Origin of the sequence: Endozoicomonas ascidiicola (assembly GCF_001646945.1) — a bacterium.
Lineage (GTDB): Bacteria > Pseudomonadota > Gammaproteobacteria > Pseudomonadales > Endozoicomonadaceae > Endozoicomonas > Endozoicomonas ascidiicola.
The window spans coordinates 687,958-714,397 of the sequence record NZ_LUTV01000004.1 but is presented as its reverse complement, the minus strand read 5'-3'; the positions used below and the strand labels follow the sequence as shown (position 1 = coordinate 714,397).

The following is a 26,440-nucleotide window of genomic DNA, read 5'->3' as shown; positions in this document are numbered from 1 at the left end:
GTTTACCGGCGGCAATCGCTAATTATTAAAGGGTTTCTACGCGAATGCGGGTAATGGGCGACTTGATCTCTTTCAACGCTTCCAGCTCGGCTATGGCATTATTCATGGTGCCTTCCCGAGTTTTATGGGTCAGGATCACGATATCGGCACAGCCATCATCCTCGCGGGTCACCTTTTGAGTGATCGCATCAATGTTTATGCCCTGTTTGCTGAGTACCTGAGTGACGGCATTCATAACACCGGGGTGGTCATCGGCGTGGATGCGTAGATAAGCACTGCATTCAATATCGGTGACAGGCAGTACGGGCAGGGAATTACTTAGGCTTTCTTGAGAGAAACCAAGGGCATTGACCGCAGCGTCTGGAGATTCCATGGTTCTGGCAATGTCGATGATGTCCGCGATAACGGAAGAAGCAGTGGGTTCTGCGCCGGCACCCGGGCCGCTGATCATGGTCTGGCCAACGGCATCTCCCTGAACGACGACAGCATTCATTACACCATTTATATTGGCCAATGGACGACTTGATGGAATCAGTGTTGGATGAACTCTCAGCTCAACACCTTCACTGGTTTGACGGGCAACACCAAGGTGCTTGATGCGAAAACCCAGGGAGGCCGCGTATTGAATATCACTTGGCGTAATGCGACTGATGCCTTCGGTGTAAGCTCTATTGAATTGTAAGGGAATGCCAAAGGCGATGGATGCCATGATCGTTAGTTTGTGGCAGGCATCAATGCCTTCCACGTCAAAGGTTGGATCCGCTTCTGCATAACCCAGAGCCTGGGCTTCTTTCAGAACATCGGGGAATGGACGATTATGATCCCCCATTTCTGTGAGGATATAGTTGCCGGTGCCGTTGATAATACCGGCAAGCCATTCCACTTTGTTGGCAGACAGGCCTTCCCGCAGGCATTTGATCATGGGAATCCCGCCAGCAACTGCCGCTTCATAGGCGACGATGACATTGTTATCTCGGGCCGCCTGAAAAATCTCGTTGCCGTGTTCAGCAATCAGCGCTTTATTGGCCGTTACCACATGCTTGCCATTTTCAATGGCGGTCAGGATCAACTCTTTTGCAACGTCGTAGCCGCCAATGGTTTCCACGACAATATCAATATCGGGGTTACGGGCGACGTCAAAAATATCATGGGTGATGGGTGTATCACCGGTATCGCAGGCAGGGTTCTCCCGTCTGGCACCAACTTGGCCAATAATCACAGGGCATCCAGCGCGGGCACTGATAATACTGGCATTGCGTTGAAGAACATTGAACGTACCGCCACCGACAGTACCGAGTCCACATATACCTACTTTGACCGGTTTCAAACTGTTACCCCGCATTCATTGTTATGTTCATACCCGGTATAACCGACGGGGGAATTATAGCCTTAAATATTCGGGGGATGCGACGCCTTAAAGGTGAGTAAATAGTGAACCTGTTGTTTTTTACACTGTCAAATTGTGGAAATCAGTTAACTTGTGAAGATTCTAAGGCGTTCTATGGATATTTCATTTCCGGGGTCGGCGATGGTCGCAGGCTCACCACCGAGTAACGAAAATCAGGTGGACGAGGAGTATAAATCGATTACAAGTAGACATAGTGAAGAGCAAGCTGGAGCGCGAGAGAATAAGGCAATCCTACAATATGATATTCATAAAGTAGATGTTTTAAGTTTGGCTGGCAGCAGTGAGAATACAGCTGTGCGATTGAAATACTCCAGGGAAGAGATTGATACAGCAATTCTGAACTCTGACTGTAAAATGATCAAAACCTGCTTAGAACAAGGAGTCAATGTACAGGAACTGTGGGATGAGCATCAGTCTGTTTTAATAAAAGTGATTAGAGGCCAGAATAGGTTTGATCTATTAATGGTTTTACTTGAGGCGGGGTTGAATCCGGATGCTGAACTTCAGTTTCAAACAGGTTCGGGAGTGGCTTGGCTTAAACCATTATTTACTGTTGCTTTGGCGGTAGAGCGATTTGATGTGGGTGATTTGCTAATAGCTAAAGGCTTTGATTTGGAGAGTGCCAACGTTGATGTGGTGGCACAGAGTTGTGCCATTTATAACGAGTGTAAATTACTGAAGTATTTACTTCAGAAGGGCCTTGATCCTGATCGGAAATGTAATGAACAGCCTCTGATCTTCTGGGCTCTCAGGCATAGGCGCAGTGAGGCCGCTATGCTGCTATTGCATTATGGAGCTAATCCTAATGTGGCTGATTATACAGGGTTGCGTCCTGCCATCAGTGATTTTATGCGGCCGGAATGTTCCGAGCTATTCCGGAGTATGTTGTTGCATGGGGCAGAAACTGAATACCAGTTTAATGGTGAAAAAAGAAGTGTTGTGAAAAATTTGCTCCCTGGTCGGCTCAATGATGAGCTGTACTCATCACACCGGGCATTTCTGCAGGCTCTGCTTCCGCCGGATCAAAGGGCATTATATGATGAAGTGAAGGATGGCAATACACTTTGTCGGGCTTTGGAGTCCGTGATTAAAAGAATCAAAGAGAGAAAAATCGTCAGTTTATTTAAATGTTCCTTAAACAAAATTGCCCTATCGATTTTGAAATCACCGCTGATAAAAAATAAACCGGATTACCACCGTGCAGTCAATCAGCTGTCCATACCGATACCTTTAAAAAAGCCGCTACTTAATCATCAGTTTTATCAAGCCTATAGTCGAAGTGCTGCGTTTAGCGGATAAGATGACTGGTTCATGCAAGTAAAGCCCTGCAATGTTAAACATTATCAGGGCAACTTGCGTGTAAATTCAAATAGAAACTTCACCCGCCAGACTGATACTCAGCATACCTTTTACTTCTTCTGTGCTCATACCCAGGGAGTAAAGATGGTGGAGTTTACAGAACATGGCTTCAGTCGTCGTGTCCAGCCCACCCACAATGCCAGCTCTGGCAAGTGCAGAACCTGCCGCATAGCTGCCTTGATGTACTGTACCGCGGTGGCATTGCGTAAGGTTAACAATCAGTTTGCCGTTGGCGGTGGCTTTGGCAAAGGTGTCCAGTAGAGCTTGATCACCATCGGGGCCGTTTCCGGTTCCGTAGGTTCTCAGGATGAAGGCATCCATTGGCTGGTTGAGGGCAGACTCCATCCATTGAGCAGTAATGCCAGGGAACAGTTGTAGAATACCGACGTGGGTATCGGAGCTGCAGGCCAGCTGGAAGTTTTCTCTGGCTGTGGGTTTCCAAAGCAGTGCTTCATTTAATTCAACGTGAATATCCGCACGACCGAGCCAGTGATAATTCGGGCTGTCAAAGGCGTCGAATAGATAAGCATTCAGTTTGCGGGATCGGTTTCCGCGGAGCAGGCGTCCGTTAAAATAAAGGCACACTTCTTTGATGCGATCATCAGCAGCCATAGTCAGAGCGCCAACGAAGTTTTCAAGGCCATCGGTGCGAGCTTCGCACAGTGGGATCTGGGAGCCAGAGAAAATCACAGGCTTTTGCAGATTCTGAAGCATGAAAGACGTCATGCTGCAGGAGTAAGCCATGGTGTCGGTGCCATGGAGCACCACAAAACCATCGTAATCGTCGTAACGGCTGGCAATATCTGATGAGATTTGTTTCCAGTTATCCGGGCGGATATTGCTGGAATCAATCAGTTGCGGGTACTCATAAAGATCAAATTCCGGCAGGCTGGCCATGACATCTGCTGGCAGCTTTTCTTCCAGCAGGCCCATCAGATTATCACCGGGCGCATAGCCGGCGTCAGAAGGGCGCATGCCAATGGTTCCACCGGTGTAGGCAACGTAGATTTTCTTGCTCATGAATAACCTGTTGTTTCTTTAAACGGCGATGTTCATAAATAATAAGTATACAAGTTTATCACTTGAAACCATCGCCCTGGTTGATCTGAGGAAAAAAAAGGCCGCCTTCAGAAGTCTTCAGGCGGCCGTTAATCATCAATCCAATTAAGCGTTAAGCAGTTGCTGGCTCACCCTGGAAAGTATCAGCTTGCTCTGCAGGCTGTTTCACATACTTGCCATCGGCAGGGCGGAATTTACCCATGTAAGCGAATGCGATCACAAGAGCAATACTGATAAAGCTCATCCACATGTAAGGCACGTAAGCAAAGGTAGACACACCCAGCAGACCCGCCATGAAGATACCGTTATCAGACCATGGCACCATACCGGAAGTCAGGGTGCCACCGAACTCGGCGCTACGGGAAAGCATACGACGGTCAACGCCCATACGATCGTAGTTACCGGACATGATCTTTGGTGTCAGGATCAGAGAAACGTACATGGCGGAGCCGAACACGTTGGCCAGGAAAGCAGTCACTACGGTGTAGGCAGTCAGGTTACCTTCGTTAGTGATGCGGTTTTCGAACGAGCTGGCAACGGTTTCCAGAATGCCCACTTTATCCAACAGACCACCAAAACCCAGACCGAAGATGATAACAGCAACAGAACCCAGCATGTTGTTCATACCACCACGGTTGAGTATGTTATCCAGGAATGCGTTGCCAGAATCCACAGTCAGTGGAGACCACAGTGCGCTCATGGCTTCGACTGGCGTACGATCCTGAAACAGAACCGCCCACACCATACCCAGCGCTGCACCCAGCATGATAACTGGATAAGATGGGAATTTCTTGGCCAGCAGCACCAGAACAATCGCTACAGGTACAAAGGACATAAGAGAAATACTGAAGTTCTCATCCATCAGTATCATCACTTCCTGAACCTGCGCCATGTCGGCGTTTCCACCAAACTGCAGACCGTACAGGGTAAAGGCCAAAGCCGTCAGCGCATAAGCGCTCAAGCTGATGGGCAGCATGCCTTTGATATGATCAACGATTTCCACTTCAGACATGGAAGAGGCCAGAATGACACTGTCAGACAAAGGCGACAGTTTGTCACCAAAGTAAACACCGGAAAGAATCGCACCGGCAGTTACTGGTGCAGGCACACCCAAGCCCTGGCCGATACCCATCATCGCAATACCGGCAGTACCCGCAGCACCCCAGGAGGTACCTGTGGCCAGAGCAGTCATGGAACAAATCACCATGGTAGCCAGCAGGAAAATGGATGGGTGAATGGTCATCAGACCGTAATAAATGATGGAAGGTACAATACCGCCAGCAATCCAGGTGCCAACCAGCGCACCTACGGCGATCAGAATCAGGATGGCACCCATGCCTTTGAAGATACCTTCAGCAGCAGCGCCTTCGAGATCCTTGTACTTATGACCAAGCTTAACGCCCAGACCCATGGCAAGGAACCAGCCGATACACAATGCCAGCTGAATAGGCAGGTTCAGTTTGGCGGTGAATGCAAAAGCCATGACCAGGAAGGTGCCCAATACTAGGGATACTTGTCCCATAGACGGCAGTTGGACTTTCTTCTCCATGAACTCACTCCGAGGGTTTATATGAATTGGTTATATCTTTTGCGGAGTATCCTAACGATCTTGGGAGTTTACATTTTGATCTATGTCATTTTTTTCTCCGAATTCCTGACATGATCTATAGAAACGGAACAAAAAATGTCTTGAGGCAATAGTTTGGATTTTTCGACGTGTTCACGGGGGAAACGTTCCTATTTTTTGACGCAGTTAAAATTATGGCTATGTTTAGTCATTGATACCCTTCGGTAATAACAGGAATGATGAAAGTCTTAGACTCTCTGACTAAAACAGTTTGCTTGTTTTCTCCGTATTATTTTATGTCCCGATTTATAAGGGTTCTCCGCTGCGTGAGCATCGGTGATGTGAGTTGCATATCTCACATGCAATCATCAGACTCTGGTCAGAGGGAGTGAAATGAACGTCATTGGCTATATAAATAGGGTAAAACTTCCTCTTAGTCTGATCGTCGCACGGCTGATTCCTGTCTTGACAGATTCTTTAGTTAGTTATGATGTCGCGGCATTCTTTTATTCTGTGAGCCTGACCATTAAATCCGTGTTGGTTTTTATCCTACCCTTCATCGTATTCAGTTTTATGGTTAGTTGTTTTTGTCGGCTTGGGCGAAATGCATTTTTTTTCTGTGTACTGTTGGTGTTAGGGGTTTTTACCTCCAATATTTTGGCCATTTTTACCGGCTATCTGGTCGGGATTTTCACGGTACCTATGCTGACAATACAGGCCTCCTCTGAGGCGTATCTGGCCGCAGGTCTTGGTACGTTGTGGACATTTCAGCTGGTGCCACTTTTCTCGAGTATGAATGCTTTGGTCGCTGGCTTTCTTGTTGGCTGCTTGATTAATCTGTTAAAGCTGGACTTACTTAAGCCTTGGGCCTACAACGCCAGCGATGGATGCGGTTGGTTTCTGAGTAAAATTTTTATTCCTATTTTGCCCTTATTTATTTTGGGATTTTCTTTCAAGTTGCATGCGGATGGTATGCTGACCCAGGCAGTTGTTTCCTATGGTCCAATCCTTCTTCTGGTGGTAATGACTCAAGTTTGCTATCTCACCTGTTACTATTTTATCGCAGCGAATTTCTCTATCAGAAAATGTTTTTCCGATATAGCAAAAGTATTTCCGGCTTTCCTGACAGGGCTAAGTACAGTTTCCAGTGCAGCTTGCTTGCCAGTACTGATTAATAGTACAGAGAAAATCACCGGCAGTTCGTTAATGGCGCGTACGATAGTTCCTGCAACAGTCAATATTCACACGATTGGCAGTGCTATCGGTTTGACTATGCTGTCATTGGTGACACTGAGAACCTTTAGTTTGCCGTTGCCTGATATATATGGTTTTACTTTGTTTGCTTTTTTTTATGCCATTGCCAAATTTTCTGTGGTAGCGGTACCCGGTGGGGTCATCCTCGTTGTGGGACCCATTTTACAAAGTCTACTGGGGTTTACGGATGAAATGCTGGGATTGATGACCGCGGTGTATATGATTTTTGATCCTTTCGGCACAGCCATGAATATCGGTGGCAATGGTGCCTTTGCCATGATTTTTGCCAAGATGTCGCGCTTTATGGGCTTAATTGAAGAGGCAGAAGTGCCGGAAACGACAGAAGAGTGCGGTTGTAATAATGAGTTGGCCCGAACGAATTAACGTTCGGGTGTTAGTAGTCTTTTGTGTAAACCCGAATGTCTCAGTGTTGGTGTCAGTGCGGCTTTATGTAGCAGCTTAATATCGGCGTAAACAGAGAGGTTGGATTTGGCTCGGGTAATACCTGTGTACACCAGTTCTCTGGTAATAACTGGATTGTCTTTATCCGGTAGCGCCAATACCACGTTAGCAAATTCAGAGCCCTGACTTTTATGGATGGTCATGGCAAAGACAGTCTCATGTTCAGGCAGTCGGCTGGGTAATACCTCTCGAATTTGTTTATCTGGCAGCTCAAAGGCAACACGTAATTTTTCATCAGCACCTCTGACGGTAATGCCAATATCTCCGTTGTACAGCCCGAGGCCATGATCATTTCGAGTGATCAGCACCGGGCGTCCTTCATACCATTGACCAGTGACGTTTAATAACTTCTTATCCTGAAGCGCTGTTTGTATTTCATCATTCAGGCCTTTAACACCAAAACGACCTTCTCTGAGCGCACACAGAAGTTGAAAATGATTAAATGCATCAAGAATTTGTTTTGGATTTGCGCGATGTTGAACCAGGGTGAGATAGTCTCGATAACCTTCTATGCATTGTGAAATTAACTGCTGATAACTGCCCTCCGTGGAAAGTGGGTGATAGGCAATGTCGCTAAAGCCTGAGTTCAGCACGCCCTCTAATTGATCGGTTTGACCAAGGTTCATCGCTTTGGCCAGAGAGCCAATGCCGGATTTTGCGTCAAACCGATAACTTTTTCTCAGCAGGCAAAAACTGTCAGTAACAGCAGAAACGAAGGGCGAGCGATCAAATACCGTCTGCAGACAGTGTCCGGTCAGATTTTCCAAAAGCAGCGTCTGTTCTTGAGAGTAACCGCTGCCTGCTGCACCGCAGATATCACCCAGAACGCTACCGGCTTCTACAGACGACAGTTGATCACGATCTCCTAACAGAATCAGACGCGCATGGTCTGGTAGTGCTGCCAGTAAATGACTCATCATCGGCAGATCAATCATGGAGGCCTCATCCACGACCAGAATATCCAGATGCAAACGATTGTGATGGTTATGAGTGAAGCCTGCTTTGCCGGGCACTACGCCGAGAAGGCGGTGAAGTGTGCCAGCCAAGGTCGGAATTTTATTTTTCACCTCGTCGCTGCAATTTAAATGAGCCAGTGCACCACCAATGGATTCCGTGAGTCGTGCGGCTGCCTTACCAGTGGGTGCGACGAGTTTGATATTGGGTGGAGCGCCATGATTCAGTCCCAGCTCCATTAACAATGCCAGTAGACGGGTCACGGTGGTGGTTTTGCCAGTGCCTGGGCCACCACTGATAACGGAAAATGAGCGGGTTGCAGCTAGTGCAACAGCGATTTTTTGCCAGTTCAGACAGGTGGATTCAGGGATCAGCTGATCCAGCTTCGACAATGATTCCGGATTATTGAATGCCTGGATTATATCGGACCAGTTTAATTGCTCACTGTCTTCTATATCCAGCCACTTGATTATTTCTGCTCTCTGCTCAGTCTCGCTTTTATTGACACAGTGCTGATGAATAACATCATAGTTTCGACGAAATAGCCTCTGCAAAATCGATTGTGTCGCTTGCTGATCTAACGACGTTCTGTGTTGCTGGGTTAAAAACCCGGCAACATGTTGTTCGTATTGCCAGTATCGATAGAGATATAGGCGACCATTATCCAGCACTAGTGGTCTGGGTTCTGCGCCATCGCCAATAATGTAGCTGTTAGACAATGACTCAAGCCATGAAGAGGAGGGAACACCAGCAAGGTGAATCAGTTGCTCGCCTTCATCAGCGGAAAGCGCAAACAGTTTTGGCGATGAGGTATCAATCGGCATGCAGACATTACCAAGACCCAACTCAAAACTGACATTGGCCGCCAGAAGGGTGATCAGCGGATTTGGCTCCATGCTGTAAATTAATCTGGCGAACTGATAATCCAGTGGGCGAATCGTTCCCTGTTGTTCCAGTAATTGCAGATGGTTCAACATGAGAACAACTCCTCGGGGCCAGTATTATTCAGCTCACCTTTAAACTCTCCTTTGAAATTTCCTTTAAATAGAGCGTCTAAACTGTCCACCAGCTCAAATGTTGGCTTATGGCTGAAGATGCCATAGCGATGATTGTCGTTTACCTGAACGCCTCGAAGGAAAAGATAAATCACACCCCCGAAATGCTGTTCATATTGATAATCATGCACCCGCTGTTGCAGCAGACGATGCAGCGCCAGAGAGTAAAGCTGGTACTGCAGATCGTAACGATGATCCACCATAACCGTTTCCATCGCTTCTTGAGAGTAGGCGTCTACGGTACTGCCGAGAAAGTTGGACTTGTAATCCAGAACATACCATCGACCCTGATATTCAAAGGTCAGGTCAATAAAACCTTTTAACATACCTTTCATAGTATGGAATTCCAGATTGCCCGCTTTGGCACTTAAAGGGTCATGGTGTTTGATTAATTGGTTTAACTGATTCGGATCAAGATGCTCAATAGGCAGGAAAAATTCCATCTCTACCCGGCGCGAAGTGTCAGATAGTTCTTTGAGCTTCATACTGTCGCCGTCCAGAGCCGCATTAAGACAGTTCTGCAACATGCCACGGATGGCAGGCAGCCACACTTCTTCGTAGCCATCACGAATTAAGGCTTCCAGTACAAACTGATCAAGATAAGCGTCACCTTCCGCAGAACGAAGCCTTTGCATATCAAGGTCTTCAAACAGACTGTGCATAAAAGTGCCTGGTTGAGCACCTTTTGGAAAGCAGAACAAGCTTAATGGGTCTGGTGTTACTTCGACTTCAGTTTCCGCTAGATTATGTTGCTCGCCACGGGTTTCTGAATCAAAGCCTGCGACTTCATTAGCGGCATCCACTGAAGTTGGTAAGTTGTTTTGTGAAACGCTTTCTTTTGATGAGCTGTGACGAGAAAGAGCAGAATAGCTGGTGGTCCACCAGTTACGCTGAATGTTACCTTTGAACTCTCTGGCGCTAAGTGTTAAGTCTTGAGAAACCACCGGCGTGTATATTGGCAACTCTGCTGATAACGGCTCCGCGACAACAATCTGTTGGTTCTCACATTGGTTTGACAGGTTCGACAGCAGCTGCGGAAGTTCCGGTGCAAAAATATCATCACCGCCGTTGAGAAGGTAACCGACAGCCGTCTGATGTAGGTCTGTTTTGCCGTCTTTGCTGGCACGTCCGGATTTATAAGCCGCCATTCCCAGATAACAGCAATACACAGATCGAGTCAGCGCCACATAGAGCAGGCGAAGATCCTCTGCTAGTCGCTCTTTTTCTGCCAGTTGGCTGGCATCGTCGTTTGGTGTCAGGGATAAAATCGTTTCATTCGTCTTCTCATCATGGAACAGCGGTGAATCTCCTTTACGCAAATGACAAGGGAAAGGAATAAATACAACGTTGTATTCCAGCCCCTTGGATTTGTGAATGGTGATGATTTTTACCAGATTGCGTTCACTTTCCAGATGGAGTTGTTGATTGTCTGCGTTTTGATTAGGGCGAGTGACCTGTTCAGAAAACCAGCGAATGAGCGCCGATGCACCTTGTTGCTCCAGGCTGGCAGCAGCCAGCAACTCTCCAAGGTGCAATAAATCAGTAAGACGTCGTTCACCATTGGTAAAGGTCAACAGTCGCTCAGCGATCTTTCGTTTGAAAATCATCTGTCGAATCATGGGCAGTACGCCACGTTGTAACCAAAGCTCGCCGTAGCGGGTGAATTCGTCCACGGCACTTTCCCAGCTTTGTTCATCCACGTTCAGAGCATTAAGGGTTTCAGCGTTCAGATGAAATAAGCGGGTTGCCAGAGCGGCCTTGAGCATTCGTTCACTGGTGGGATGCAGGCAGGCCTGAAGAATCTTTTCGAGGTCGGTGGCGACCTCACTATTGAACACAGAATCCTGATTGCTGAGATAAATGCTGGGAATATTCTGGGCAGCCAGGGCATCTTTGATTTTCTGTCCATGGTTGCGGCTGCGCACCAGAACGGCGATATCGCCAGGCTGAAGTGGTGCCTGTTTATCGCCATTACTCACCAGACACTGGTCTTGATCGGCGGCTGTCAGTAGACGATTGATTTCTGTTGCTGTACTGGCAGCCATGGTGTCCAGATAGGACTCGGAATTCACCGTAGAGCCATCAAAGGATTTTTGCAGCCAAAGCGTCATGGCCGGCAATGGCTGACCATTAAACAAAAGTCGTTTATTAGAGGCGCCCGGAGATGGGTGTACCGGATCAAAGGGAATGCTGTCGTTATAAATAAACGGCGAATCCGCCTGCTGAAAGACGGCATTGGCCGCAGATACCATGGTATCGCTGGAACGCCAGTTGGTATCCAGCGTGTAATGCTGATGAACCTGCTTCCGAGCTTGCATATAAGTGAAAATATCGGCACCACGGAAGGCGTAGATGGCCTGTTTCGGGTCGCCAATCATGAACAGGCCTACATCCGGATCACCGGCATCCCGATAGATTTTGTTGAAGATGCGGTATTGCAGTGGATCGGTATCCTGAAACTCATCGATCATGGCAATGCGGTACTGGCTTCGAATGGCCTGAGCTAACAGTTCACCACCATCTGCGGTATCTTCAGAAAATAACGCACCGGCCAGATTGGTCAAAAGATCATCAAAAGAGAGCTGGTGCCGGCTGGCTTTCAACTGGGAGAACTGGGCTTTTATCTGAGTAAGCGCTTCACGAGTGATAAATGCTTTCAGCGCTTCTTTAATCGATAACGGTTGCGCCACAAAGGCATCGATTTTTTCAAATACCGGGTGAACGGGCATTGTGCCGCTTTTGGTCAGGCCTTTTTCTAGAATCTCGGTGCTGTAGATTTCCCAACCGTCGTTGGAGCTGCCTAGTTTGGGTAGAAGTTCCCCGGAATTCACAAATTCGGTCACGTCATCAATTCGAGTCAGTGGTTTCGCTCTTTTACCCATGCCACATGACTGAATCATATCTGCCAGTTTGCCCTGATCATCCTGCCACAGTTGTTTAATTTCCAGGGCGGGAGCCAGAAAGTTTTGGTGCAGGTCGGCGAGGGTTTCAGGAACGCCGTTGCCCATCAACATGAGTTCTGAGCGGCCAATCCAACCTCGCAGATGGTTAAGCAAATCCTCAGGGGTTTTCCAAATTGAGCGGATCAGAGTGACCAGTGGTTTTTCCAGCGGGTAAAACGAACGACGCCAGAAGTCTGCAGCACAGAGTTGCAGCATGGATTCAGTATCTGTGATCAGCTCGCTGGTAAACAATGTGCCACTTTCAAAAGCGTGTTGTTTCAGCATTCGCTGACAGAAACCGTGGATGGTGAAAATAGCCGCTTCATCCATTTGCTGCTCAGCCGCCAGCAATAATGCCTGACAATGTTCCAGTGAGTGTTCTCCTGAACCCATGTCGTCAATAAGCTGCTGAATAAACCCATCACTGGAACGGCCAGCAATAAAATCTTCCCGGGTTTTATGGATTCGAGCACGGACACGGTCACGGAGTTCACCGGTGGCGGCTTCGGTGAAGGTGACTACCAGAATCTGGTCCACATTCAGCGGGGTAGTGTGCTTACTGTGCTCTGAACCGTGGCCAAGAAGAATTCGCAGATAGAGATTAGCAATGGTATAGGTCTTACCGGTCCCTGCACTGGCTTCTATAAGACGACTGCCGTGCAAAGGCAATGCCAGCGGATTCAGAGCTTCCGGAGATTGATCGTGGGTTGTGATGTTGGTATCGCTCACGATTTTACCTCCTGAAGAGCACTCAATGCTGGCGCCATCAGCAATTCAGTTAAAGAGCAAAACTCTGCCATAACGGGTTCAAGTTCAGGGTAAACCCGACCAATGTATTCGTCGTTACTTTCACCCGCCACTATAAAACCATCACCGGCAAAGGTTTTTAATGCCAGTTTTTCCGCTTTATCAGGATTGTCGTCCGGGTCTGCCGCAAGCCAGCTCATGGCGGTTTGAGGGAACCAGGGTAATGCCAGATTATGCCCCTGATGGAAGTAATAAATGATTGCCACCAGATGTTTCTCTGCTTGCTCTCTTGCAATCACCGGAAGCATACGACACTTCTCAGGATCAAATATAACCGTGGCAACCGGATTGTCTGTCATACATAGGCAGAGATGTTCAATCCAGTGTCTTATCAGGTCTTTGCCTTTGAAGCTGGATGGACGGTAACGAACCAGAGCGCTCTCTGAAGAGCCTTTTAGCCAGCCGGAAATATGAATGGGTTGATCCGAAAGATCGGGATGAGATATCTGCAGGTTGATTTCCCGGTCTTCGCCCGGATTGTCCCGGAAGGTTTGTATTTGCTCCGCCATTTTACTGATGACGTTAATCTGCTCTTCCAGAAGTAATTGGCCGAAAGCAGAATGGGGCAATTCACCTGTGGACTGAAGTCGTTTAATTAACAACTCCATGGGTTCGCGGACGATCATACTTTCCAGTAGTACACTTTTGAGCTGGTAATTCTCCAGTGCGTCCATGGCAAAGGTTTCTGTTTCTTCCAGTGTTAAGTCCTGCTGGCTGAAATAGACCTTCAAACGTCGATTGAAAAAGTAACGACAGGGGTTGGTGTAGAATCTCAAAAGTTCAGTCAGTTCAATTTCATTGAGGTTCAGATCAGTCTGTGCGGGCAGTGGCTCGGTTATAAAAGCGCCGGGTTGCCGTTCGTTGCGGTGAGCAGCCGGCAGCCATTGTGCTGTGTAGCTGAATAAGGGATTGCTCTTTCCGGCTTCTGGCAAAAAGTTGGTTGGGCTGAAGGATTGCAGGGGATGCTCGGTGATCAGTTTTTCCGATGATAAGCCAAAGCCTTGTTCGCAGTAATTCAACAGTTCTGTCACCAGTACTGAAGGGATTCTTTCGGCATTATCCTGAATGCGTCGTCCAATAAAGCTGATGTACAACGTTTCCTGAGCGGACAGCATGGCTTCCAGGAACAGGTAGCGGTCATCCACTCGGCGGGAACGGTCTCCCCGCCGTCCGTGGCGAGCGATTAAGTCAAAACCAGCCGGTGCAATACTCCGTGGATAGGCGCCATCGTTCATGCCAAGCAAGCAGACCACTTTAAACGGAATGGAGCGCATAGGCATCAATGTACAGAAGTTAAGCTGCCCGGCCAGAAAACGTTGACTGCTTCGCTCCATGGAAAGGCGCTCAGAGAGATAACTAATGAATACTGTTCTGGACAGAGGCTGATCATACCCTGCGTCAAACAGTTGATCCCGTAGGTGAATAAGGGAATCCCGAACCAGTTTTAGAGCGGCTTCGTCTTCTTCAGATTCAGTCAGGAAAAAACGTTCAAGTTGTTGATGAGTGAAATGGATCCACTCATCAATGGAACGGATTTGTTCCAGTTCGGTAATCAGTGCTTCTGCAGCATCAATAAAGCTGGCAAGGTGACCTGCCAGAACAGCGTTCATTCCCTGAACAGAGTCCAGAGGCAGAATGTCGTCATAGACGCCGGCGCTTTCAGGCATGGCATAACCCAGCAACATGCGACGGATGCCAAAGCTCCAGGAGTTGGTTTTGAGCTCTGGCAGGTCGAAATGCGTTTGATGTTCCGGAGTCAAGCCCCAGCGGATGCCTGATTCCTGAGTCCACTGTCGTAAGGTGTCCAAACCGCCGGGGGTTAGCTGGAAACGTTGTTGAATGGCAGGGACTTCAAGCATCTCCATCATTTCCGGAGCCGAACAGCGGCTTTTGTCCAATTCCAGTAGTTTCATTAACGCCGACAAAACCGGATGTTCACTTTTCGCACTGATATCGGAAATGGCCCAGGGTATTCGACGGTGGTCGTCAATACTGCCAAAGACCGCCTGAATCCAGGGTGCGTAACTGTCGATATCCGGAAGCATGATCACCACATCTTTTGGCGTCAGTTCCGGGTTTTGTTCAAACATATCCAGCAGGCGATCATGGAGCACTTCCACTTCTCGCAAAGGACTGTGACAGCTGTGGAATTGCAGGGAACGATCAGCATCCAAAGGCGTTTGCTGATCTGGGGCGCTGCGATCATGGAGGTCAAAAATATCTTTCTGCAACTGGCCAAGTATTTGTCGTTTATGGTCAGGAACAAATACATCAACATCAAAGGCATCGAGACTGTGCAGCTGGTGAAAATAATCTCTGCCGAGCTTGCCCATGGAACCCAGTAATGGGTTGCCGATAGTGTCCAGGTTATCAAGAGTGAGACCGGCTTTATCAAACCAGCTTTTTTGTGAACTCTGTTCGTTGTGCTTTATCAATTGGCGAGCAGCCAGTTTGCGAAGGTATTTGGGGTCTCGCTCATCGCCCCAGTAATGTTGGCAGGGGTTGGATACCATCAAGTGCACCTCGCAACGGCTGGCGAGGGCTTCCAGGGATTCTACAAAGTGTGGGGGCAGGGCGGAGATGCCAAAAACAAACAGTCGTTTTGGCAGTTCGAAGTCTGCCTGATCGTTAGCCAGTGCCGTTAAAAAACGGTGATGCATATTGGCTCGATGCCACGGGGATTGCCCCAGTTGCGCCGTTTTAGCCACCAGCGCTCGCCACAGTTTTGGCTGCCACGGTTGCTCTGCGGTGATGTCCGGCGTTTCTGTTCCCGCTTCCCAGTTGAGAATCCAGTCAGGGCGATAGACCAGATACTGGTCAAAAATATCCGCGACTTTTCCGGAGAGCTGGAATTTTCGGATATCGTCGGTGTCCGCTGCCAGATATTGTGTCAGGGCATAAAAGTCAGGATCACTTTTGGTGTCTTCCAGCAGGTCCATTAACTTCCACGTCATGGACTCTTTATTAAAAGCCGAGCGCAGTGGTACATCGGGCAGGACTTTTGTGTACATCTGCCAGAGAAAACTGGCAGGCAGCGGGAAGTTGATACCGGCTGCAATCCCGAGACCTTTGGCTAGCTCAATTCTGAGCCACTGAGCCATACCGGGACTTTGAACAAGAATCTGTTCATCTTCCAGTGGATTGGCAGGCGGGTCTCTTTGCAGGAGTTCGACCAAAAGGTCTTTCAGGACATCCAGATGATTGGAGTGGTAAATGGTCAGCACAGGGAAACATCGACATTAATCAGGACATACCAGTACTGTCATTGGTAACGGCGATGCTGTCAACTGAGAATTAATTTAAGTGCACAACCATTTATGCTTTATTCTGGCGAGCAATATTGTTTAGCAGTTTGGATTTGTTTTTGCCTTTGGCTTTTGCATTTTCACTGGCTTCACTGGAACCGCTGAACTCGGTATTGATGAGCTGTTCTGCTTCTTTAAGTAACGCCATGCTGGGTTTAGCCCGTTGAAGAAAACGCTGGCCACTGCCGTGACTGATATGGAGCTTTTTCTTCAGGGTATCCATGGATTGAATCAGGTGCTGCGCTTCTTCGATGGCTCTTTTGCCCGCTTCGATCTGCTCTTCGAGGTTTTTTTCAACGTCCTGTTCATTGTCCATGAGGTGTCCCGGATCAAGGTTCTTTTGAATATTTTAGCAAACCTCGAGTAAACCAATGTTGAGCGGTAGGTGATTGTCGTATTTCAGGGTAAGATAGCGCCGCCTTGAAACCCCAAGAGTTGTTTTTTAGTCTCTATGCTCCTTTTTTCTCCCCGTTTTTTTCAGTTTACCCGATGGTTGACACTTTCACTGCTGGGCCTGGTTATTCTATTTGGCGCAATCAGCCATGAGGCAAGGGCGGAACCGTCATTAGCAGCACCGATAAAGGTTGCGTTTTATTCTGACCAGGCACCATGGATGTTTGTCAATGGTCAGGGGGAGCCTGCCGGCGCGGGAATTGCACTGTGGCAAAAGTGGTCTCAAGTCACCGGGAAACCCGTGATTTTTATTGAATCGCAGCCCGCAAACATTCAACAGCAATTTACCTCCGGTGCCGTGGATGCCCTTGCCTATCTTCCAGCCAGTCAGGAATTTGCACTAACAGGTACGGAGGCGGTCGGTATTTATCCCTATGCTCCGGCGCTTTTTATTCTGAAAGAAACCCATGTTGATGGCTTTGAGCAAGCCATCGATACATTGTCACTGGGGTATTTGAGAGGGTACGGCTTTTTCGAGGCGCTGAAAGCAGAAAATCCTAATGCGGTCTTGTACCCGTTTTCTTCTTACCACGCCATGATGGAGGCTGCGGTCAGTGGCGGAATTTCAGGGTTACTGGGTGGCTATTCTTCCCTGAATTTTTACCTGAAGAACCTTGGGGTGAATGATGATTATCGAGTGATTTGGCCACCCCTGGATGAGGTTAGTATTCGATCCGTAGTGAGCACTGGAAAGGATGGACTACTGAATGAAATTGAACAGGGTATGGCAAAAATCAGCAGTCAGGATAAAACCGATATTATCCAGAAATGGCTGGAAATAAAGGCCAATGATACTGAAACATTGACCGTTGCGCTTGATCCGGGTCTGGCACCGCTTTCTTTTGTCAATGCGCTGGGCAAGCCGGCAGGTTTATTTGTGGATGTGTGGAAACTCTGGTCTGAAAAGACACAAACCCCCGTTAGCTTCAGAGTAAGCCCTGTTGGTCACAGTTTATCGTTGTTACAGGCGGGGAAAATAGACGTGATTGCGGCTATATCGCCGACCTCAGAACGCAGTCAATGGATGAGCGTTTCCCATCCGTATTATGGATTAAATACCCGCCTGTACTACCGAAAAGGCAGTGACCTAGATGTTCGAAAACTAAACCTTGATGGTAAAAAAATCGGTGTTATTCGTAACTCCAGTCAGGAGGAGTTTGTTCGTCGCTGGATACCCAATGCCATCTTGGTGGAATGCAGCAGTGTGAGTGAGCTGATCAGTACTCTGTTTTCGGGCAATGTCGATGTCTTTCTTGGTGAGCCAGTGGTGGTTCAGTCGGCATTGAACCGTCAGGGTCTTGTTGGGGAAGTGGTCGCCAGTGAGCATTTTAATCTTAATGAAGCAATCGGGGCAGGGGTGCTGAACAGCAGTGCAGACCAGATGCTTCCTCTGATAAACAAGGGAATGAATGCGATCAGTGGCGATGAGTATCTTCAGCTGGAGAGAAACTGGATCGTCGGTAACAAGGATCGGTTTTTTCAACCACGAGGAGATGCTATTGATCTGAGTGATGCGGAGCGACTATGGCTCGCGAAGCATCCGGTAATTCGAGTGTTATTAGATCGCAATAAGGCGCCTTTTTCGTTCCTCGACGATGAGGGTGAGTGGCGAGGTATTACGATTGATTACCTCAGGTTGCTGGAAAATCGACTGGGCGTCACATTTCAGTTGAACAGCCGATCATCCTGGACTGATGCTTTGAACACGGCCTATCGTCATGAGGTGGATGTGGTTGCTTTGATGCAGGAAACCGATGAGCGCAGCAAATATCTGAATTTCACCAAACCATTGGTTTCGGCGCCCGGCGTTATCCTGGCGCGAAGTTCGGAGAATGGCATCCGAAACCCGGTGCACCTTATGGGTAAAAAAGTTGGTTTTGCCCCGGGTTATGTGACTTATGATTATTTCAATAAAAAATATCCGGGCATGCAGTTTATTGCTATTACGGATATTGCCACCGGCATACGACAGGTGGCCAGTGGTGAGTTGGATGCGATGATTGTGAATCTGGCGTCTGCCAGCTACGAGATTGAGCGGATGAAAATCACCAATCTCAAGGTTGTTGCCGAAGCCGGTTTTGATTATGACTTCGGTCTTGCGTCGAGAAATAACGAACCAGAGCTTGCCTCTATATTCAACAAAGCCGTTGCTACCATCACACCCGAAGACCGCGAAAAACTGGAAAGCAACTGGCTGGCGATTCACAATCGATTATGGCGCCCTAACAAAGAGCTGTTTATTGGTTTTGTGCTCATTGTTGTGACGTTGATTCTGATTATTTACTGGAATCGTCGTTTGAGCCGGGAAATTGCAGAACGGGAAAAAGCCGAAGAAGGACTGAAAATCCGTGCTGAGCTGGACCGTTTACTCAGTGATATTTCCCGCAATTTTATGGATCAATCGGTGCAGGAGGCCAGTGATTACTTTCTCAGGCAGTTAGGTCATTATCTGGATGCCGAGGCGGCAGCTATTTTCTCCTGGGAGCCGGTTGCCAGAATCGAACATTACTGGTCGCGGAGAAGCCACCCGGTACCCGATAATTTTACGACGTTGTTCAAATACAATTTCTCTGGTGTTTATGGCCCACTGGAGCGGGACAAAATCAACATCCTGTTCAGGGATGAAGTCAGTGCGGCGGGAGATGTAACAGGGACAGAGATACTTGACGACCTTGGCGTCACTACCGCTGTGTATGCGCCAATGATGTTGTTTGGCCAGGTCGTCGGTGGTATTGCTCTGATCAATATTCCGGAAAAATATCAATTGTATGTGCAAGACATGGATCTCCTGCATCGGATGGGTGAGCTGGTGGCGGTTGCCATGGAGCGCCAGAATGCTGAACAGGCACTTCGGCTTAGTGAAGAGCGCTATCAACTGGCCATGGATGCAGCGTCGGATGGGCTGTGGGATTGGGATGTATCCAATGATAATGTTTATTTCAGCCCACGCTATCAGAGTATTCTGGGTTATCAGCCGGGAGAAATTCTGCAGAATATCCGATCCTGGAAACGGTTGGTGCATCCCGATGACAAAGAAGCTGTTTTCAGCTTTCTGAAAGAGCAAATGGAGCACTCCCTGCAACCTTATCAATTTGTTTTCCGTATGCGCAAAAAGGATGGCAGTTATGCCACCGTTCGCAGTAAAGGCAAGGTGGTATTTCGGGATGAGCAGGGCAGGCCGCTTCGGGCGGTTGGCACAACGGTGGATATTACCCATCAGGTGGAGCGTGAGCGGGATTTTTCCATGGCCCGTTTTTCTTTGGACAGTGCCGGTGACCACATTCATTGGTTCCGGATTGATGGTCATCATAAATACGTGAATGAGTCCGCCTGCAAAGCGTTGGGGTATTCCCAGGAAGAGTTATTGGGTATGACCATCATGGACATCAACCCGGCGGTGACTCGCAGTTCCTGGAAGAAACTCTGGGAACAATTAGTGCTTCGCCAGGGAATGACCTACGAAACCTTAAGAAAAGCCTCCGACGGTTCCATCTTCCCTGTTGAAGTCACGGCCAACTATATGGAGTACGAAGGCGAAGGCTACTTGTTTGCCTCCAGTCGGGACATTACTGATCGCAAACAGGCAGAAGAAGCGCTGCATCGGGCAAAAGAAGTGGCGGATCAGGCGAACCAGGCAAAAAGTAATTTCCTGGCCAATATGAGCCACGAGATTCGGACACCGATGAACGCCATTATTGGCTTGAGTCATCTAGTGCAAGAAACCCAGCTGTCGGTGCAGCAGAAAGATTATGTCAGCAAAATTCAAACATCGGCCCATGATCTTCTGGGCATTATTAATGATATTTTAGATTTCTCACGGATTGAGGCGGGCAAGCTCAGTATGGAAAATATTGAGTTTGATGTGAAAGCGGTCTTTGAAAATGTCTACAACCTCAGCTCGATTAAAGCCAAAGAGAAAGACTTATCGCTGACGTATCACATTGACCCTGATGTTCCCCGTCAACTGAAAGGGGACCCTCTCAGGCTTGGACAAATTTTAATTAACCTCACCCACAATGCCTTGAAATTTACCAGTGAAGGAGAGGTGGCGCTGAATGTCACGTTACTGTCTCGCCGTCAGGATGTGGCCAGAATTGAGGTGCAGGTTAAAGACTCCGGGATTGGCATCAATCCTGAGCAGCAGAAAAAACTGTTTCAGTCATTCTCTCAGGTGGATGGTTCTACTACCCGTAAATTTGGTGGCACAGGGCTTGGTCTGGCAATCTGTAAAAACCTGGTGCATATGATGAACGGTACGATTTCTGTGCAGTCAGAGCCTGGTCAGGGCAGTACATTCCGTTTTGTGGTGGAGCTTGGTATTGCTGAAGAAGTACTGGCGCCGCAGTTATCACTGGAAGGCTTGAAGGTGCTGGTGGTGGATGACAGTACCGAAGCCCGTGCGCTATTAGTGAGCTATCTGAACATGTCCGGTTGTGAAACCATCCAGAGAAGCCATGCCAGTGATGCGCTGTCGTTGTTGAAGAAAACCAATTCAGGGGAGTCAGCGGAAGAGAGCGCGATTCAGCTGGTTATTCTGGATTGGCGTATGCCCAATATTGACGGGATTAAACTGTCGGAAGAAATTAGAAAACTGCCGCTTATGGTGCAACCCAAATTAATAATGGTTTCCGCATATGGCCGTGAAGAGCTGATGAACAAAGCATCCGGTAAGGTTGATGCGTTCCTGATAAAGCCTGTGAATCATTCTGTATTATTCGAGACTATTTCCAGAGTTCAGGGCTATCAATCGGTGACTTCTGTGTCGCCCATTGAGCAGGGGCGATACTGTGAGGTTATGCCAAAGGGCAGAGTGTTACTCGCGGAAGACAATGAAATCAACCGTCAGGTGGCCAGAGAGTTACTTCAAGGCATTGGGTTAGATGTCGTGATGGCGACCAACGGTGCAGAAGCCGTTGAGAAAGTGCGCGATGAGTCCTTTGATCTGGTGTTTATGGATATTCAAATGCCGGAAATGGATGGCTATCAAGCCACTCGAAGAATACGACGGAAATTGGGTAATCACCAGTTAATCATCATTGCCATGACCGCCCACGCCATGACCGGTGATCGGGAGCGTTGCCTGCAAGCGGGTATGAATGATCATATCTCCAAACCTCTGGACCCTGCAGCGCTGAAACAAATGGTACGACACTGGTTACAGGTTGGAGAAAGCGATGCCCGTATTTCTGCAGAGATAGAACCGGAGATTGATCATAACCAAACCCTGGAATTACCGGGTATTGATCAGGAGGATGGGTTAAGCCGGCTGCAAGGTAATCACTCGTTGTACTATCAGTTGCTGGGCAATTTCTATAAAGAGCAGCAAGGCGCTCTAATGCAGCTTGAGGGGTTCCTTGACGCCAATCAGTGGCAGGAAGCCTGTCAGTTAATTCATAACCTGAAAGGTATTGCCGGTAACCTCGGTGCCAAGGCACTTTTCCAGCAAGCCGGTCAGTTGGAGCGAAGCTTGAGGGGCTACTCGGAAAGTGCGGATGATTTGAACATGACTGCATTTACTGAAGCTTTTGAATTGGTGATGTCGGGTCTGGCTGATTTGGCTGCTGATCATGATGAACTTGAACCCGCTGGTGAAGGCACCATTGAAGTGGGTGTGTTAAACGATATCTTGTTGAATGTTGAAGCCAAACTGGAACAGGGAGATCCCGATGTGATTGGCCTGCTTCCGATGCTGACTCGGGGGTTAAAAGACCAAATTGAACAACAAAGGCTGAAGGCGTTTCAGGATGCGGTGGTCAATTATGATTTTGATGAAGCGTTAGGGGTACTGAAAAGCATCAAAACGACAGTGGTTTAGGAACCGTCCCGAAATAAGGTCTAGATTTACTGAGGCCTTTAAGTATCGTTGGGACCGTTGCCGGCTATTCGTTATCCGTTGCCCGCAAAAGCGCGAGTGGCTCAAGCTTTTTCGGAATACGGAATACGGAATACGGAATACGGACAACGTTAATTGAAAGCTGCGACGCCCGGTGTGCCGGGCGACTGTATGGTTTATTGTTGCAGCTCTTTTTTGGGGTCAATGGGGTATGGAATCTCATGAACCTGCAACGGCTTTGCTTGATCCGCGGTCATAAATATCTGATTGGCTTCGGCGGCTTCAATGCGAACGACGGCAAGCATTTCGATCGTCTCAGCAAATGGATTGGTGACTGCCTGAATAATTTCCCCAGCGGGCTTGCCGTTACCATCAAACAGTTTGGTATTGACCGTTGGTTGTTCACTTCCAGGCAGTGTAAGTCGGTAACACCGGCTCTTCTGCTGACCCAGATTTTGCATTCTGGTGACGATTTCCTGACCGGTAAAACACCCTTTTTTGAAGCTGACGCTGCCCAGGGAAGGCAGGTTCAGATGTTGTGGAATGTACTCTTCAATTATGTGGCTGCTGACTTCCGGCATGACAGATTGAATATTCAGCAGGCTCCAGAAATCTTCACTGGCAGGTGTGAGTTTTTTGATCAGGCTTGACCAAACCTTTTCCAGGGCTTCAGATTTCAGCCATAGTCCGTAGCGTTGGTTGATACCAGCAATAGCGTGGAGATAACCGTCGCCATTGATAGCAATAACATCATTTTTCCGGGGTAAAGTCATGCCGGCAAAAATCTCTGGAAGTATTGACTGAATACTTTCACCCGAGAACCCAAGGCTAATGAATTCAGGGGTATTCGTCAGTTCCACTTTAAAAAAGACGGCGTATTTTTTCAGGGTTTCGACCGACGATTCAGCAATATCGGACTTCAGCATCAGCAGATAGCTGTCACCATCATCAATAATATGAAAACTGCTGTACATCCGGCCTTTTGGTGTACAGGCAACTCCCGTGCTGTATTGCATTGGCTGTAATTGGAGCATGTGAGTGGAAATCTGCCCTTGAAGAAATTTCTGGCGATCCGGTCCTGAGATTCGGATCAGACGGTGTCCACTGAGTATCGAGACCGCATTGCTGCTCAGGGAAGCTGGCTGGGTAGAAAAGCCGGTCAGTGCATCGCCATCAAAGTGTGCACCTTGTTTTGTTAAGAAAGCCTTCCAGTCGAAACTCATCGGATTACTCTGCTATCGGATTTGTGGCAATAATAGAGGATTATTTTCCGTAACAATAGGTATAATCGTCCGCAGAATTATTCTGTGGAGTGATGGTCTAATGCTGGATCAAGATCAACTGAAGTGCCTGCAGTGGCGCAGTCGTCGTGGCATGCTGGAACTGGATGTTTTGTTAGAACCCTTCACCAGAGACGCATTGCCGGAAATGAATGAAGCTGACCAGCTCGCCTATGTGCGTTTACTGGAATGCGAAGATCCTGATCTGTTCAGTTGGTTTATGAGTGGCGATCGCCCTGCAGACCCTGAATTGAGCAGGATGGTAGACCGGGTGCTTGATCGTGGACGATACCAGGGCGAGGCTATGTAAGCAGCCATATAAAAAGACAATCAAATTGTGTGAAGTCCATCTGAAGCCTTCACGTTACCGTTTGCTTATCAGTCTTTTCAGCCATATCGCAGCAATGATTGCCCTATGGCTGTCTTCCCTCTCTTTTTTGACTGCCTTTCTGCTAACCCTTCTTATTATGGTTCTGATGGTCTGGGGTTACCGTCGATACCTCTGTTTAAATCAGGCTCACAGTTTGTCGGCCATCAGGTTGTTTGATAATCAATGGCGTGTACGCATTGGGGGGCAATGGCTGAGGGCCTGGCCGAAAGGTGATGCGGTCGTCACGTCTTTTCTCATTTGTTTCAGGTTGCAGCCGGAAGGTAACAGGCGTTCCTGTTACCTCGTATTGTTCCCGGACAGCGCTGATCCAATAGAATTGCATGCATTTCGACTCAGGCTGTTACTGGATGGGCCTGTTTTGTTTTCTGGGAAGCATGAAAATTCTCCGGAACCAACACGGTATCCCTGATTGTTTCCGACAGTTCCGGATAGTCCAGTGTGTAATGCAGGCCTCGGGATTCCTTGCGTTCTATGGCGCAACGGATGATCAGTTCGGATACCAGGGCGAGATTACGCAGTTCAATGAGATCGTTGCTGACTTTAAAGTTGCTATAGAATTCATGGATCTCAAACTGCAGCAGTCGTACCCGATGCATGGCCCGTTGTAGACGTTTGTCGGTTCTGACAATGCCGACGTAATCCCACATAAAGCGACGGAGTTCATCCCAATTGTGGGCGATAACGACATTCTCATCGGAATCGATAACCTGGCTTTCATCCCAGTCGGGCAGAGTGGGTGGTTGCGGATAGTGCTGGAAGTGATCACTGATGTTTTGGGCGCAACTGCTGGCTGAGACAAAACATTCCAGTAATGAATTGCTGGCAAGACGATTTGCTCCATGTAATCCGGTGAAGCTGCACTCGCCAATGGCGAACAACCCTTCGGTATCGGTCTGACCGTGTTCGTCAACGACGATGCCCCCACAGGTGTAATGGGCAGCGGGGACAATAGGAATAGGGTCTTTGGTGATATCGATATCAAAGCCCAGGCAGCGTTCATAAATTGTTGGAAAATGAGAGCGAATAAATTCGGCAGGCTTATGGCTGATGTCCAGATATAGACAGTCAGCACCCAGACGCTTCATTTCATGGTCAATGGCCCGGGCTACAATATCTCTTGGCGCCAGTTCGGCCCGAGGATCATAGTTTTTCATAAACAATGAGCCATCGGGGCGCTTTAATAGTCCACCTTCACCACGAACTGCTTCGGAGATCAGAAATGATTTGGCATTAGGGTGGTAAAGACAGGTCGGGTGAAATTGGTTGAACTCCATATTTGCGACACGGCAGCCCGCTCGCCAGGCCATGGCAATACCATCACCGGAAGCACCATCGGTATTACTGGTATAAAGGTACGCTTTGCTGGCTCCACCAGAGGCAATCACCGTACAACGACTTCTGAATACTTTTATCGCTTCGTTTTTCAAGTCCAGCATGTACGCGCCAACACAACGGTGGTCATCTATGCCCAGTTTGCTGGTGGTGATCAAATCAATAGCGAGGTGATAGGGGTAGAGATCGATGTTGAGTTTATTTTGTACTTGCTGGATCAGCGTTTCTGAGATGGCTTTGCCGGTGGCATCGTCAGCATGAATAATACGGCGGGAGCTATGGCCGCCTTCTCTGGTCAAGTGGTAATCATAAGGGCGGTTCTGATCTTGATCCGGAGTGAAGGGCACGCCCTGATTAATTAACCATTCAATAGAAGACTGACCGTGTTCGACGATGTGTCGGACAGACGCTTCTTTGCAGAGTCCGGCACCAGCAATTAAGGTGTCTTTTATATGTTGTTCAACGTTGTCACCCACTTGATCCAGTACCGCAGCAACGCCGCCCTGGGCCCAATAAGTGGAGCCGGCACTTAAAGAGTCTTTACTGAACAGCGCGATGCGAAAATGATCGGGCAGTTGCAGGGCGGTGGTCAGGCCTGCAGCGCCTGAGCCAATGATGATTACGTCGTAATCAAAAGGCTTCATAAAATCTCACTTGTCTTGTCTACGATCAGGGATCAGGCACCTTGCGGAGTGTCTGGTGGTCGACTCGCCTTAAAGGTTCGGTTCCTTGATTCGTCATATTATTTGTAAGAAAAAAATTGTAATCTGTATTACTGTGCTAGCCTGTGTTGCTAAGACTTCAGGCATATGGGAACAGCTCGAAAACCATGGTCGGGCATCCTGAACGCAAACAAGCCAAGATGCAAGGTAGCGTTGTTGATGTTAAAGCGTTTTTTTATCGAGTCGATGATGGTAACTGAGCTTCAGTTTCATCACGCCATCGTTCAGATCATTAATTTTCTACAACGGCAGTTCGC

General features: G+C 48.2%; 14 protein-coding genes. 5 read left to right on the top strand and 9 right to left on the bottom strand.

Features of this window, described 5'->3' with window-relative positions; all coding sequences use genetic code 11:
• Positions 1-25 precede the first annotated feature (25 nt).
• Positions 26-1,327, bottom strand: coding sequence for a homoserine dehydrogenase (locus tag AKL11_RS13645; RefSeq protein ID WP_067518496.1), 1,302 nt, complete (start codon positions 1,325-1,327; stop codon positions 26-28).
• A 174-nt stretch (positions 1,328-1,501) separates the two neighbouring features.
• Here AKL11_RS13645 and AKL11_RS13640 point away from each other — a divergent pair, with 174 nt between their 5' ends.
• A complete protein-coding gene (locus AKL11_RS13640; protein ID WP_067518310.1) occupies positions 1,502-2,707 on the top strand; it encodes an ankyrin repeat domain-containing protein in 1,206 nt (401 codons plus the stop codon).
• Positions 2,708-2,773: 66 nt separating this feature from the next.
• Here the strand turns inward: AKL11_RS13640 and ansA are convergent, their stop codons facing one another.
• Together ansA and nhaC are read right to left on the bottom strand one after the other, a co-directional pair.
• Positions 2,774-3,787: an asparaginase gene (ansA, locus tag AKL11_RS13635; protein ID WP_067518307.1), complete on the bottom strand. Its 1,014-nt coding sequence runs from the start codon at positions 3,785-3,787 to the stop codon at positions 2,774-2,776.
• 151 nt (positions 3,788-3,938) lie between these two features.
• Complete coding sequence (gene nhaC, locus AKL11_RS13630; protein WP_245673632.1) at positions 3,939-5,375, bottom strand: Na+/H+ antiporter NhaC; 1,437 nt, start codon at positions 5,373-5,375, stop codon at positions 3,939-3,941.
• 411 nt (positions 5,376-5,786) lie between these two features.
• On the opposite strand from nhaC, the gene AKL11_RS13625 reads away from it, so the two are divergent.
• On the top strand, positions 5,787-7,031 hold the full coding sequence (locus AKL11_RS13625) for a cation:dicarboxylate symporter family transporter (protein WP_067518303.1): 1,245 nt from the start codon (positions 5,787-5,789) through the stop codon (positions 7,029-7,031).
• Here the strand turns inward: AKL11_RS13625 and recD are convergent.
• The 4 genes from recD to AKL11_RS13605 all read right to left on the bottom strand — a co-directional run bounded on the left by recD (position 7,028) and on the right by AKL11_RS13605 (position 16,488).
• On the bottom strand, positions 7,028-9,040 hold the full coding sequence (gene recD / locus AKL11_RS13620; RefSeq protein WP_067518301.1) for an exodeoxyribonuclease V subunit alpha: 2,013 nt from the start codon (positions 9,038-9,040) through the stop codon (positions 7,028-7,030). The two genes, AKL11_RS13625 and recD, sit on opposite strands and share 4 nt — an antisense overlap.
• Positions 9,034-12,789, bottom strand: a complete 3,756-nt coding sequence (gene recB, locus AKL11_RS13615) for an exodeoxyribonuclease V subunit beta (RefSeq protein WP_216636805.1) — start codon at positions 12,787-12,789, stop codon at positions 9,034-9,036. Before recB ends, recD begins: the two co-directional genes overlap by 7 nt.
• Entirely contained in the window at positions 12,786-16,091 is a 3,306-nt protein-coding gene (gene recC / locus AKL11_RS13610; RefSeq protein ID WP_067518298.1) for an exodeoxyribonuclease V subunit gamma, read from the bottom strand. The genes recB and recC overlap by 4 nt, the downstream gene beginning before the upstream one ends.
• Positions 16,092-16,182: 91 nt before the next feature.
• On the bottom strand, positions 16,183-16,488 hold the full coding sequence (locus tag AKL11_RS13605; RefSeq protein WP_067518296.1) for a hypothetical protein: 306 nt from the start codon (positions 16,486-16,488) through the stop codon (positions 16,183-16,185).
• Positions 16,489-16,665: 177 nt separating this feature from the next.
• Here AKL11_RS13605 and AKL11_RS13600 point away from each other — a divergent pair, with 177 nt between their 5' ends.
• A complete protein-coding gene (locus tag AKL11_RS13600) occupies positions 16,666-22,440 on the top strand; it encodes a transporter substrate-binding domain-containing protein (protein ID WP_172807288.1) in 5,775 nt (1,924 codons plus the stop codon).
• 194 nt (positions 22,441-22,634) lie between these two features.
• Here the strand turns inward: AKL11_RS13600 and ygfZ are convergent, their stop codons facing one another.
• On the bottom strand, positions 22,635-23,681 hold the full coding sequence (gene ygfZ, locus AKL11_RS13595; RefSeq protein ID WP_067518292.1) for a CAF17-like 4Fe-4S cluster assembly/insertion protein YgfZ: 1,047 nt from the start codon (positions 23,679-23,681) through the stop codon (positions 22,635-22,637).
• A 100-nt stretch (positions 23,682-23,781) separates the two neighbouring features.
• On the opposite strand from ygfZ, the gene AKL11_RS13590 reads away from it, so the two are divergent.
• Both AKL11_RS13590 and AKL11_RS26650 read left to right on the top strand, forming a co-directional pair.
• The gene (locus AKL11_RS13590) at positions 23,782-24,048 is read left to right on the top strand and encodes an FAD assembly factor SdhE (RefSeq protein ID WP_067518290.1); all 267 of its coding nucleotides are present in this window, start codon (positions 23,782-23,784) and stop codon (positions 24,046-24,048) included.
• Positions 24,020-24,538, top strand: coding sequence for a protein YgfX (locus tag AKL11_RS26650; protein ID WP_366556857.1), 519 nt, complete (start codon positions 24,020-24,022; stop codon positions 24,536-24,538). The genes AKL11_RS13590 and AKL11_RS26650 overlap by 29 nt, the downstream gene beginning before the upstream one ends.
• Here the strand turns inward: AKL11_RS26650 and nadB are convergent.
• On the bottom strand, positions 24,462-26,105 hold the full coding sequence (nadB, locus tag AKL11_RS13580) for an L-aspartate oxidase (RefSeq protein ID WP_067518285.1): 1,644 nt from the start codon (positions 26,103-26,105) through the stop codon (positions 24,462-24,464). The genes AKL11_RS26650 and nadB overlap by 77 nt on opposite strands.
• Positions 26,106-26,440 lie beyond the last annotated feature (335 nt).